Below are 11,930 nucleotides of genomic sequence, written 5' to 3'. Positions count from 1 at the left end.
TTCGCGTCTTAGTAAATAGATGTAAGCCCCGCAATTCGTTGCGGGGCTTTTTACATTCTGGTTAGCCCATTCTGGCGGGATATGGACACGAAATCGCAGGCCCCGGTTGGGATTATGTTGGCGCTGATCACTGCTATGAGTTGGGGATCTTTGCCCATCGCCATGAAGCAGGTTTTAGTGGTGATGGATCCCTTCACGGTAGTCTGGTATCGGTTTTCTATGGCTGCCATTGTGTTGGGTTGTATTCTTGCTGCCAGACGCAGATTGCCGCCGAAAGCGATTTTTAGCCGGCCACGCTGGCTGGTTTTAGTCCTGATTGCCACCTGCGGATTGCTGGGGAACTTTGTTCTTTTTAGTTCTTCCCTGCAATTTCTCAGCCCGACGGCCTCGCAGGTAATCGGTCAGCTTTCTCCTGTCGGTATGATGGTGGCCAGCGTGATCATCCTTAAAGAAAGGATGCGTGTTACGCAGGTCATTGGCGCCAGTATGTTAATCTTCGGGCTAATATTATTTTTTAATACCAGCCTGATTGAGATTTTTACCCGTCTGACGGATTACACCCTGGGTGTGATTTTGGGCGTCGGGGCAGCAACGGTTTGGGTGATATACGGCGTGGCGCAAAAGGTATTGTTGCGTCAACTGGCTTCACCGCAAATCCTGTTTTTGCTGTACACTTTATGTTCTATCGCATTGCTCCCGCTGGCCAGCCCGGCGGTGCTTTCACAGCTCAGCGGCTGGCAGTTTGCCTGTCTGTTGTTTTGCGGCGCGAATACCTTAGTAGGATATGGCGCCTTAGCGGAAGCGATGGCGAGATGGCAGGCTGCTCAGGTCAGTGCTCTTGTGACACTGACCCCGCTGTTTACCCTGCTATTTTCAGATTTATTGGCACTTGCCTGGCCTGACTTTTTTGCTGCACCAGTGCTTAATTTCATTGGTTATCTTGGGGCATTTGTGGTGGTGGCGGGTGCAATGTTTTCCGCAATTGGCCATCGTTGGTGGCCACGTCGGACAGAGCAAAACCTGGTAGCTAAACTTTAGCTGCCCGGCGAATGATTTACGGAGACGGTACAAATGAAGTTTGTTGATGAAGCCACGATTCTGGTTGTGGCCGGTGATGGCGGTAACGGGTGCGTCAGCTTCCGCCGCGAAAAATACATTCCACGTGGCGGCCCTGACGGCGGCGACGGTGGTGATGGCGGCGATGTTTACCTGGTTGCTGATGAGAACCTCAATACGCTGATCGATTTCCGCTTTGTGAAATCTTATCGTGCTGAGCGCGGTACTAACGGTCAGAGCAGCGACTGTACCGGTAAGCGCGGTAAAGATATCACCATTAAAGTGCCTGTCGGAACGCGCGTTCTCGACCAAAGCACGGGTGAAGTCCTGGCCGACATGACCCAAAATGGTCAGGTTAATATGGTCGCGAAAGGTGGTTTCCACGGGCTGGGTAACACCCGCTTTAAATCTTCCGTGAACCGTTCACCGCGTCAGAAAACCATGGGCACCAAAGGTGAAGAGCGCGATATCGCACTCGAACTGATGCTTCTGGCTGATGTTGGTATGCTGGGTCTGCCAAATGCGGGTAAATCTACATTTATCCGTTCAGTGTCTGCGGCGAAACCTAAAGTTGCTGATTATCCGTTTACCACGCTGGTTCCGAGCCTGGGCGTTGTCCGTATGGATCATGAGCAGAGCTTTGTGGTTGCAGATATCCCGGGTCTGATTGAAGGGGCATCTGAAGGAGCAGGTCTGGGTATTCGCTTCCTGAAGCACCTCGAGCGTTGCCGTGTTCTTTTGCATCTGATCGACATCGCACCGATTGATGAATCTGATCCGATCGAAAATGCGAAAGTCATCATCAACGAGTTGAAGCAATACAATGCCAAGCTGGCTGAAAAGCCGCGCTGGTTAGTATTCAACAAAGTTGACCTGATCGAAAAAGAAGAAGCGGAAGCACGTGCAAAAACAATCGCCGATGCTTTGGGTTGGGAAGGTAATTACTATCTGATTTCCGCCGCAAACCGCGAAGGCGTGAACGCGTTGTGCTGGGACGTGATGAAATTCATCAATGAAAATCCTAAGCACATGGCAATCGAAGAAGCTGCGCCAGAGAAAGTTGAGTTCATGTGGGATGACTATCACCGTGAACAACTGGCTGAAGTGGAAGCTGAAGCTGACGACGACTGGGATGATGACTGGGATGAAGATGACGACGAAGGCGTAGAAATCATTTACGAACGTTAACTCCCGTGTATTAGCGTCACATCTCTGAAAGAAAGGCTGCCATTGGCAGCCTTTTTCTTTTTGATCGCGTGTTAATAAGAGCGTGTATTAGCGGGCGTCTGGTGAAAGTGTCAGAGAGCTTTGTAATGCGACATCCGGTAACCAGCATTGCGCGCTGAGGCCAGTGTTGCCAGTGCGGTTTAGCAATGTCAGCCTACCGGCATGCAGGTGCGCTATTCGAACCACAATATTTAATCCCAGACCGCTGCCACCATACCGCTGATCGCTGCGTTTAAATGCCTGTGTCAGTTCGCTGGCTTTGGTCTCATCAATGCCTGGGCCCGCATCATCTATCTGTATCAGGAAGCCGTTATCTTTTGACGCAATCGTAATTATGATGTCGCTATTTTCCGGACTGTAACGGTAAGCGTTCTCGACCAGATTCCTCACCATCAACCGCAGCAGCACGGCATCTCCCTGAATTTCAGCAAGCGGCGGTAAGTGCATTTTCAGCTTCTGCCCGCGTTCATCGAGCATTTCGCGTAACTCTTCTTCGAGTGGCATCATGACGTTACTGATCAGATCAACTTGCTGATATTCGCCTTTCGCGAAATTTTGTCCGGCGCGGGCCAGCATGAGCAATTGCTCTATGGTGTGCATCAGCAGGTCGATACGACTTATCAACGTATCACTGCCTTCCACGCCATTTTTCTGCATGATTTCCAGGTGCAAGCGTACGCCAGCAAGAGGGGTGCGTAGCTCATGCGCCGCATCGGCAGTGAACAATCGTTCCTGCTGAATAGTGCTGGAGAGACGGGAAAATAGCTGGTTCAGCGCATTGGTGACGGCAACAACTTCCCTGATTTCACTGTTAAGTGGCAGGGGAGAAAGGTTATCAGCAGAACGGGTTTCAAGACGTTTCTGTAACTGATTGAGCGGGCGGATAATCCAGCTGATCGCCCAGAAGGACAGAACCAGTGTAATACTCATCATCAGCAGCGAAGGCGCAATGAGCGAAGCAATCGCCTCTGCGATTTCTCTCTCAACATGCGCGTTCCGTACTTTTGCAGAAAGCGTGTCATTAACCAGTAAATTAATCTGTTCCTGACTTTCATGCCAGAGCCAGAAAACACTGGTGAGCTGAGTGACGAATAAAATCAATGCCAGCATGACCAGCAGGCGGCGACGCATACTGGTCATTGCAGGATTTCCAGCCGGTAGCCAATGCCACGTACGGTGCGGATGACTTCTTTACCGAGCTTACGACGCAGATTATGAACATGGACTTCGAGCGTGTTGGAACCCAGATCATCCTGCCAGGTGTAGAGATCCTGCTGAAGTAATTCCCGGTTCACGGTTTGCCCCGCACGCATCATCAGGCGCGACAAAATCGCGAACTCTTTGGGAGTGACTTCCACCGGATTGTTGTCGAGATAAGCCTGTTGCGAGGATAAATTGATTTTCAGATTACCCACTGAAATTTGATTGTCGCTTTGTCCCTGATAACGGCGGATAAGCGCTCTCACTCGGGCCTGTAATTCGACCAGCGCAAAAGGTTTGATCAGGTAATCATCAGCGCCGGCATCAAGACCATCGACGCGGTCTTCTAACGCATCCCGGGCGGTAAGGATAAGAACGGGGAGAGCGATATTCTGGCGTCGCCACTCGCGCAGCAACGTTGCCCCGTCTTTGTCTGGCAATCCTAAATCCAGGATCACCAGACTGTACTGGCTGGTTTGAATCAGGCTGTGCGCCTCGGCCGCCGTTGAAGCGCAGTCGCAGGCATAATTTTCACTGGTAAGTGCCAGCATCAACCCCTGCCGTAAGAGTTCATCATCTTCAACGATCAGTAGTTTCATCTTCTGGCACTTCTCCGTGGTTAATTATTTTGGTAGATATCCTTGTAGAGACGGCTTTCAAAGCGTACGAGCGGAGCCCGTCGTGTGCGTTGATCTTCAGGCGGAACCGCATAACCTGAAAGGAACTGGACGAAGGCCATGCGCTGTCCGCTGGCTGTCGTAATAAAGCCTGCAAGGTTGTAGACACCAGACAGCGAGCCGGTTTTCGCAGATACTTTGCCGTCAACGCCTGCTTCATGCAGACCGCCGCGATATTGCAAGGTACCGTCGTGACCCGCTAATGGCAGCATTGAGATAAAGTCTAACTCTTTATCATGCTGCGCGATGTATTGAAGTACCTGCATCATGGTGGCCGGTGACAGCAAGTCATGACGAGAAAGACCGGAACCATCAACCTGAATAGAGTTACCTAAATCCACGCCTGCTTTCTGACGCAAAATCTGACGGACAGCATCCGAACCGGCACGCCACGTTCCCGGCACGCCAAAACGCTGATGGCCAATAGTACGAAATACCGTATCGGCGATCATGTTATCTGATTTCTTCAGCATCTGATGCAACAGGTCATGCAACGGCGCCGACTGGGTTTGTGCCAGAACGGTACCCGCCGGTGTTGGTTGAGTCTGACGCTTCAGCGTGCCATCGATCTGAATATCAGCCTGCAACAGCTCATCTTTTAAAATCGCACCGGCATAACTCGCGCCATCCTGAATAGCGAACGCCAGCGGCAAAGGTTCGCTGCGTTGGGTCAGACAGCCGGTGAGGGTATAGCGGTTGAATTCACCAGGTACGACGTCCAGCTCACAATATTGTGCATCCGGAGAACCTTTTGCCAGAGTGCGTACTTCGCTGAACATATGCACCGGATAGTAAGATGCTACGCGGATAAACGCGTTTTCGTCGGGTTTCGGGGCACTGTACAGTGAGACTGAGAAACAGTTTCTGTCGACAATAGCGGCAGCCGGCGGTGCGCTAAAGCATTGGGTGATGTCGTTCCACGGCCATCCGGGCGCTTTATCATGGCTGGCAAAAACCGAAGTGTTGATAATCACATCGCCGGTAATTTCTTTGACGCCCTGTTTTTTCAACACAGCGACCATATTCCGAATATTCTGACGTTTTAATGTCGGATCGCCGGAAAAACGAGCGACCAAATCACCCTTTAATACGCCATCAGAAACGGAACCCGGTGTTTCAAGTGTGGTGGTGAAACGAAAATCAGGCCCAAGCTGCAGCAAAGCCGCCAGCGCGGTCAGAATCTTCATGGTACTGGCGGGTAGCGCCATTTGAGTACCGTGATAGTCTATAGCCGGCGCAGGCGCGCCAATTTTCTGTACCAGCACAGCCAGATTCGTGCCGTCAGGCAGATATTCTGTGTAATTTTCGATCTGAGCCGCATTTGTATTCAGTACAAACGCGCATGCTAATCCACTGACAATTCGTAAAAAACGCATTATTTTGAGTAAAGGCTCTGGGTAACGGCGGGATAATGTGGTGCCATACTACGATGCTACGAACCAAGGCGCAACGTGGCTGAAACTAAACGATGATCCTCAAGGAACTCTACGTTAAAATACGAATCAAAATGCAAAATGAATCCTGGCCTGGTGGCAACTCCGGGTGAGGTTTTTTTTGCTTTTCGCCAGAGAGTCGGTCAGAAGCGCTGGCTTAATTTCTTACCTGATTCAATCAGGACGGTGTTTACCGAAAGGACCAAGTTAGAGGTAATAAATATATGAAACCGATTCCGATGACATTGCGTGGCGCAGAAAGATTACGTGAAGAACTGGACCATCTGAAAGGTGTCCGTCGCCCGAAAATCATTGCTGATATCGCGACCGCACGTGAACACGGCGATTTGAAAGAGAATGCTGAATACCATGCTGCGCGTGAGCAGCAGGGTTTTTGTGAAGGTCGTATCCAGGAAATCGAAGCCAAGCTGTCGAATGCTCAGGTTATTGATGTGACTAAAATGCCTGCTACTGGCCGCGTGATTTTTGGCGCCACAGTGACAGTGCTGAATCTGGATACTGAAGAAGAGCAGAAATACCGCATTGTCGGCGATGACGAAGCTGATTTTAAACAGAACCTCATTTCTGTTAACTCACCGATTGCACGTGGTTTAATCGGCAAAGAACAGGATGATGTCGTTGTTATCAAAACACCTGGCGGTGATGTTGAGTTTGAAGTATTGAAGGTCGAATACCTCTAAAATCTGCATTAAAAAGGGCGAAACGTGATGTTTCGCCCTGTAATTCTCACATTCATGCAGTGAATTGCTTCACAGTAAATTGAAAACTAAAGTAAAAAGGCCCGCTGAGACCTTCCCCTGAACGTGATTTCGTGGCACCTTTCCGAAAATCTACAGCGCTTTTCGTTAAACCTTAATGGATTAACGCGGTAAGATAATTTTGCGGTCTTCGGTGGAAGGGCGATAAAGTACCAGCATATTGCCGATGACTTGCACATTACACGCCTTGGTTTCACGCACAATCGCGTCTACGATCAAGGTCTTCGTCTCACGTTCTTCTGCCGCGACTTTTACCTTGATCAGTTCGTGATGTTGCAGTGCCTGTTCGATTTCGGCTAACACACCTTCTGTCAGGCCGTTGTTGCCCAGCATAACAACCGGTTTCAGTGGATGTGCCAGACCTTTCAGGTACTGTTTTTGTTTATTGTTAAGATTCATCGTCTTTTTTGCTTAAGTTGGGATTGAAAACGGGTCATTCTACCGCCATCTCATGTATATGACCAACCCGGACTGCTTCGGGAGGTCAATTATACTGACTTAGCCATAGACGCCATGATGCTAACGGCTTGTTCCAAAGGCTCTAACTCAGGGTGGTTGGAAAACTATATGGTTACTAAATAATGTCTAATAAAAAGCGTTCTGCAAGTTCCAGTCGCTGGTTGCAGGAACACTTTAGCGATAAATATGTGCTACAAGCACAGAAAAAAGGGCTGCGCTCCCGTGCCTGGTTTAAACTTGATGAAATACAGCAAAGCGATAAGCTGTTTAAACAAGGTATGACGGTGGTTGATTTAGGTGCAGCGCCTGGCGGTTGGTCACAGTATGTGGCCTCGCAGATCGGTAACAAAGGGCGAATTATTGCTCTTGACCTTTTACCTATGGATCCTATTGTTGGAGTCGACTTCCTTCAGGGGGATTTTCGTGATGAATTAGTTCTCAAAGCGCTGCTCGAACGCGTGGGAGAAAGCAAAGTTCAGGTGGTCATGTCTGACATGGCGCCTAATATGAGCGGTACTCCGGCAGTCGATATTCCAAAATCGATGTATCTGGTTGAATTAGCATTGGATATGTGTCGGGATGTATTAGCACCAGGCGGAAGTTTCCTGGTGAAGGTGTTTCAGGGAGATGGCTTTGATGAATACCTGCGGGAAATTCGCTCCCTGTTTACGAAGGTGAAGATTCGTAAGCCAGACGCTTCCCGAGCACGTTCGCGAGAAGTGTACATCGTAGCGACAGGGCGGAAACTGTAGTTCCCTAACGCTGTTTGTTAACACAGTTGTAATATGAGGTTAATCCCTTGAGTGACATGGCGAAGAACCTGATCCTCTGGTTAGTCATCGCAGTTGTATTGATGTCTGTATTTCAGAGTTTTGGTCCCAGCGAATCTAATGGCAGTAAGGTAGATTACACTACCTTTACAACCGAAGTGGCCCAAGACCAGGTCCGTGAAGTACGTATCAATGGACGTGCGATTGACGTTATCAAAAAAGACAGCAGCAAATACACAACCTATATTCCGGTTAATGATCCTAAATTACTGGATACGCTGCTGAGCAAAAACGTGAAAGTTGTTGGTGAACCGCCTGAACAGCAGAGTTTCCTGGCGACTATCTTCATTTCATGGTTCCCGATGCTGCTTCTGATTGGCGTCTGGATATTCTTTATGCGGCAGATGCAGGGTGGCGGTGGCAAAGGCGCAATGTCCTTTGGTAAAAGCAAAGCCCGCATGCTGACGGAAGACCAAATCAAAACGACGTTTGCTGACGTTGCAGGTTGTGACGAAGCGAAGGAAGAGGTGAGCGAGCTGGTAGATTACCTGCGCGAGCCAAGCCGTTTCCAGAAACTGGGCGGAAAGATTCCTAAAGGCGTTCTGATGGTTGGTCCTCCGGGTACCGGTAAAACCTTGCTGGCGAAAGCCATTGCCGGCGAAGCCAAAGTGCCATTCTTTACGATTTCCGGTTCTGACTTCGTAGAAATGTTCGTGGGTGTCGGTGCATCTCGTGTGCGTGACATGTTTGAACAGGCGAAGAAAGCCGCTCCATGTATCATCTTTATCGATGAGATCGACGCCGTTGGCCGTCAGCGTGGTGCAGGTTTAGGTGGCGGTCACGATGAACGTGAACAGACACTGAACCAGATGTTGGTTGAGATGGATGGCTTCGAAGGTAATGAAGGTATCATCGTAATTGCAGCAACTAACCGTCCTGACGTTCTTGACCCGGCATTACTGCGTCCGGGCCGTTTCGACCGTCAGGTTGTTGTAGGCTTGCCAGACGTACGTGGCCGTGAACAGATCCTGAAAGTTCACATGCGTCGCGTTCCGCTGGCAACTGACGTTGATGCGTCTGTGATTGCCCGTGGTACCCCTGGTTTCTCCGGTGCGGACCTGGCTAACCTGGTGAATGAAGCTGCATTGTTCTCTGCGCGTGGTAACAAACGTGTGGTGTCGATGGTTGAGTTCGAAAAAGCCAAAGACAAAATCATGATGGGTGCTGAGCGTCGTTCCATGGTGATGACTGAATCGCAGAAAGAGTCCACTGCCTATCATGAAGCAGGCCACGCCATCATTGGTCGTCTGGTTCCTGAACATGACCCGGTGCATAAAGTGACCATTATTCCTCGTGGCCGTGCATTAGGTGTGACCTTCTTCCTGCCTGAAGGCGATGCTATCAGTGCAAGCCGTCAGAAACTGGAAAGCCAGATTTCTACCTTGTACGGTGGTCGTCTTGCTGAAGAGATCATTTACGGCGTGGAAAAAGTGTCTACCGGTGCGTCGAACGACATCAAGGTTGCCACCTCTATTGCCCGTAACATGGTTACGCAGTGGGGCTTCTCAGAGAAATTAGGTCCGTTACTGTATGCGGAAGAAGAAGGCGAAGTCTTCCTCGGTCGTTCAGTTGCGAAAGCTAAACATATGTCTGATGAAACTGCCCGTATCATCGATCAGGAAGTGAAATCTCTGGTTGAGCGTAACTACATTCGTGCGCGTACGTTGCTGATGGAAAACATGGATATCCTTCATTCAATGAAAGATGCCCTGATGAAATACGAAACCATCGATGCGCCGCAAATTGATGACCTGATGAACCGTACGGAAGTTCGCCCGCCTGCTGGCTGGGATGATGCTAACGGTAAAAACGGCAACAATAATTCTAACGACGGCGGTGCTCCAAAAGCGCCAACGCCAGTTGACGAACCTCGCACGCCAAATCCTGGCAACACGATGTTTGAGCAATTCAGCGGCAAATAAGCAGCTGGTTGGAAAATAACGCAGATAACACTCAACCCCGGGCTTGCCCGGGGTTTTTTATGCGTGCATTCTTTGTGTCGGAATTTGAAACTGCCTCAACGAATGACCAGAAGGGACATGATTTATGCACCTCACAGCCAGAGACTCGATACTGGATCTCACTTTTCCCCAGGTGATGGGGATCCTGAATGTTACCCCGGATTCCTTTTCTGATGGCGGACGACACAACACGCTTGATCTTGCGCTTCGCCACGCTCAGGCGATGGTCGATGCCGGCGCGACAATCCTTGATATTGGCGGCGAATCAACGCGTCCGGGCGCTGCTGAAGTCAGCGAAGAGGAAGAGCTGGCCCGTGTGGTACCGGTCGTAGAAGCCATCGCCCGACGTTTTGATGTCTGGATCTCGGTGGATACTTCGAAGGCTTCTGTTATCCGTGAAGCGTCAAATGCCGGTATGCATCTGATTAACGATATTCGCTCGCTTCAGGAGCCAGGGGCATTGCAGGCTGCGGCAGAAACGGGTTTGCCCGTTTGTCTGATGCACATGCAAGGTGACCCGAAAACGATGCAACATGCCCCGCATTACGACAACGTCGTTGCGCAGGTAGACCAGTATTTTGTCGAGCAAATTGCACGTTGTGTGAATGCCGGCATTCCGAAAAGCAAATTGTTGCTCGACCCGGGCTTCGGTTTCGGTAAAAATTTAGAGCATAACTACCAGTTACTCGCCAGACTGGCTGAGTTCCATCACTTCGGTTTACCACTTCTTGTGGGGATGTCGAGGAAATCTATGGTAGGGCAGCTACTGCATGTGTCACCGGAGAAACGCGTGACGGGCAGCGTTGCCTGCGCTGTGATTGCTGCCATGCAGGGAGCTCAGATAGTTCGCGTACATGATGTTAAAGAAACCGTCGAAGCGATGCGTATCGTGGAAGCGACACTTTCTGCAAGGGATAAAAAATAATTATGAGCAACCGTAAATACTTTGGTACTGATGGCATACGTGGAAAAGTAGGCGACAGCCCGATCACCCCTGATTTCGTTCTCAAACTGGGCTGGGCTGCAGGCAAAGTATTAGCGCGTCATGGTTCGGGTAAAGTGATTATCGGCAAAGATACCCGTATTTCCGGCTATATGCTGGAATCTGCACTTGAAGCCGGTCTGGCTGCTGCGGGACTGTCGGCTTCCTTTACCGGCCCGATGCCAACACCCGCGGTTGCGTATCTGACCCGTACATTCCGTGCTGAAGCCGGGATTGTGATTTCTGCATCGCATAACCCGTTCTACGATAACGGCATAAAATTCTTCACTATTGACGGTACAAAGCTGCCGGACGAAGTGGAAGAAGCCATCGAAGCTGAGCTGGAAAAACCTCTTACTTGCGTGGAATCCGCTGCGTTGGGTAAAGCCAGCCGTATTGTGGATGCTGCCGGTCGCTATATCGAATTCTGCAAAGGGACGTTCCCGAGCGAACTGAGCCTGAACGGACTGAAAATCGTTGTGGATTGTGCCAATGGCGCGACTTACCACATTGCGCCAAGCGTTCTGCGGGAACTGGGCGCTAAAGTGATTACTATCGGCTGCGACCCGGATGGGATGAACATTAACGAAGAGTGCGGTGCGACCGACGTCCGTCAGTTACAGCAACGCGTTCTGGCAGAAAAAGCCCATGTCGGGCTGGCATTTGACGGCGACGGCGATCGTCTGATTATGGTCGACCATGAAGGCAATAAAGTCGATGGTGACCAGATCCTTTATATCATTGCTCGTGAAGGCTTGCGTCAGGGCCAGCTGAAAGGCGGCGCCGTCGGCACCCTGATGAGTAATATGGGCCTGGAACTGGCATTAAAACAGCTCGGTATTCCATTTACACGCGCGAAAGTGGGCGACCGTTACGTGCTGGAAAAAATGCAGGAAAAAGGCTGGCGTATTGGTGCTGAGAACTCCGGCCACATTATCTTGCTGGACAAAACCACCACCGGTGACGGCATCGTGGCCGGTTTGCAAGTGCTTACCGCCATGGTTCGCAATCACATGAGCCTGCATGATTTGTGCAGCGGTATGAAATTGCTGCCACAAATCCTGATTAACGTCCGTTTTGCTGGCCAACATGATCCGCTGGAATCCGACGAAGTTAAGCAGGTCACTGCAGACGTTGAAAAACAGTTAGCGGGTCGTGGCCGGGTGCTGTTGCGTAAATCAGGTACCGAGCCTTTGCTGCGGGTGATGGTGGAAGGCGAAGACGCGGAACTGGTGGAAAAACTGGCTAACCGTATTGCCGATGCGGTAAAAGCAGTCAAAGCGTAACCTGATAAAAAACGGTGAATTTTCGTGATATGCGTGGCTG

General features: G+C 50.3%; 11 protein-coding genes. 7 read left to right on the top strand and 4 right to left on the bottom strand.

The window, feature by feature from the left end; all coding sequences use genetic code 11:
• The first annotated feature begins 81 nt into the window (after nt 1–81).
• Both CKQ54_RS00940 and cgtA read left to right on the top strand, forming a co-directional pair.
• A complete protein-coding gene (locus CKQ54_RS00940) occupies nt 82–1,038 on the top strand; it encodes a DMT family transporter (protein ID WP_120162404.1) in 957 nt (318 codons plus the stop codon).
• 33 nt (nt 1,039–1,071) lie between these two features.
• Nucleotides 1,072–2,244, top strand: a complete 1,173-nt coding sequence (cgtA, locus tag CKQ54_RS00935) for an Obg family GTPase CgtA (protein ID WP_120162403.1) — start codon at nt 1,072–1,074, stop codon at nt 2,242–2,244.
• 87 nt (nt 2,245–2,331) lie between these two features.
• Here the strand turns inward: cgtA and pmrB are convergent, their stop codons facing one another.
• The 3 genes from pmrB to dacB are packed head-to-tail and all read right to left on the bottom strand — an operon-like array spanning nt 2,332 to nt 5,536.
• Nucleotides 2,332–3,423: a two-component system sensor histidine kinase PmrB gene (gene pmrB / locus CKQ54_RS00930; protein WP_120162402.1), complete on the bottom strand. Its 1,092-nt coding sequence runs from the start codon at nt 3,421–3,423 to the stop codon at nt 2,332–2,334.
• Nucleotides 3,420–4,082 (bottom strand): two-component system response regulator PmrA, encoded by a 663-nt coding sequence (gene pmrA, locus CKQ54_RS00925; RefSeq protein WP_113877107.1) that lies wholly within the window; start codon nt 4,080–4,082, stop codon nt 3,420–3,422. Before pmrA ends, pmrB begins: the two co-directional genes overlap by 4 nt.
• 20 nt (nt 4,083–4,102) lie before the next feature.
• Nucleotides 4,103–5,536, bottom strand: coding sequence for a serine-type D-Ala-D-Ala carboxypeptidase (gene dacB / locus CKQ54_RS00920; protein ID WP_120162401.1), 1,434 nt, complete (start codon nt 5,534–5,536; stop codon nt 4,103–4,105).
• 281 nt (nt 5,537–5,817) lie between these two features.
• Between dacB and greA the strand changes: the two genes are divergently transcribed.
• Entirely contained in the window at nt 5,818–6,294 is a 477-nt protein-coding gene (gene greA, locus CKQ54_RS00915; RefSeq protein WP_112286797.1) for a transcription elongation factor GreA, read from the top strand.
• Nucleotides 6,295–6,474: 180 nt separating this feature from the next.
• On the opposite strand, the gene yhbY is transcribed toward greA, so the two are convergent.
• On the bottom strand, nt 6,475–6,771 hold the full coding sequence (gene yhbY, locus CKQ54_RS00910; RefSeq protein ID WP_095923662.1) for a ribosome assembly RNA-binding protein YhbY: 297 nt from the start codon (nt 6,769–6,771) through the stop codon (nt 6,475–6,477).
• A gap of 182 nt (nt 6,772–6,953) precedes the next feature.
• On the opposite strand from yhbY, the gene rlmE reads away from it, so the two are divergent.
• The 4 genes from rlmE (at nt 6,954) to glmM (ending at nt 11,890) form a co-directional block, all read left to right on the top strand.
• Nucleotides 6,954–7,583: a 23S rRNA (uridine(2552)-2'-O)-methyltransferase RlmE gene (gene rlmE, locus CKQ54_RS00905; RefSeq protein WP_112286796.1), complete on the top strand. Its 630-nt coding sequence runs from the start codon at nt 6,954–6,956 to the stop codon at nt 7,581–7,583.
• Between the two features lie 56 nt (nt 7,584–7,639).
• Nucleotides 7,640–9,583, top strand: a complete 1,944-nt coding sequence (gene ftsH, locus CKQ54_RS00900) for an ATP-dependent zinc metalloprotease FtsH (protein WP_112286795.1) — start codon at nt 7,640–7,642, stop codon at nt 9,581–9,583.
• Nucleotides 9,584–9,707: 124 nt separating this feature from the next.
• Nucleotides 9,708–10,547, top strand: a complete 840-nt coding sequence (folP, locus tag CKQ54_RS00895; protein ID WP_120162400.1) for a dihydropteroate synthase — start codon at nt 9,708–9,710, stop codon at nt 10,545–10,547.
• A gap of 2 nt (nt 10,548–10,549) precedes the next feature.
• Nucleotides 10,550–11,890 (top strand): phosphoglucosamine mutase, encoded by a 1,341-nt coding sequence (glmM, locus tag CKQ54_RS00890; protein WP_120162399.1) that lies wholly within the window; start codon nt 10,550–10,552, stop codon nt 11,888–11,890.
• Nucleotides 11,891–11,930: the final 40 nt, after the last annotated feature.

Source organism: Rahnella variigena, from assembly GCF_003610915.1.
GTDB lineage: Bacteria > Pseudomonadota > Gammaproteobacteria > Enterobacterales > Enterobacteriaceae > Rahnella > Rahnella variigena.
Note: the sequence above shows the minus strand (reverse complement) of the source record. Positions and strands in the feature narration are given on the sequence as shown.

Coding starts and splice junctions, on each gene's coding strand:
- glmM (WP_120162399.1), top strand. CDS start 10,550: ATGAGCAACCGTAAATACTTTGGTACTGATGGCATACGTGGAAAAGTA.
- yhbY (WP_095923662.1), bottom strand. CDS start 6,771: ATGAATCTTAACAATAAACAAAAACAGTACCTGAAAGGTCTGGCACAT.
- greA (WP_112286797.1), top strand. CDS start 5,818: ATGAAACCGATTCCGATGACATTGCGTGGCGCAGAAAGATTACGTGAA.
- cgtA (WP_120162403.1), top strand. CDS start 1,072: ATGAAGTTTGTTGATGAAGCCACGATTCTGGTTGTGGCCGGTGATGGC.
- ftsH (WP_112286795.1), top strand. CDS start 7,640: ATGGCGAAGAACCTGATCCTCTGGTTAGTCATCGCAGTTGTATTGATG.
- CKQ54_RS00940 (WP_120162404.1), top strand. CDS start 82: ATGGACACGAAATCGCAGGCCCCGGTTGGGATTATGTTGGCGCTGATC.
- pmrB (WP_120162402.1), bottom strand. CDS start 3,423: ATGACCAGTATGCGTCGCCGCCTGCTGGTCATGCTGGCATTGATTTTA.
- rlmE (WP_112286796.1), top strand. CDS start 6,954: ATGTCTAATAAAAAGCGTTCTGCAAGTTCCAGTCGCTGGTTGCAGGAA.
- pmrA (WP_113877107.1), bottom strand. CDS start 4,082: ATGAAACTACTGATCGTTGAAGATGATGAACTCTTACGGCAGGGGTTG.
- dacB (WP_120162401.1), bottom strand. CDS start 5,536: ATGCGTTTTTTACGAATTGTCAGTGGATTAGCATGCGCGTTTGTACTG.
- folP (WP_120162400.1), top strand. CDS start 9,708: ATGCACCTCACAGCCAGAGACTCGATACTGGATCTCACTTTTCCCCAG.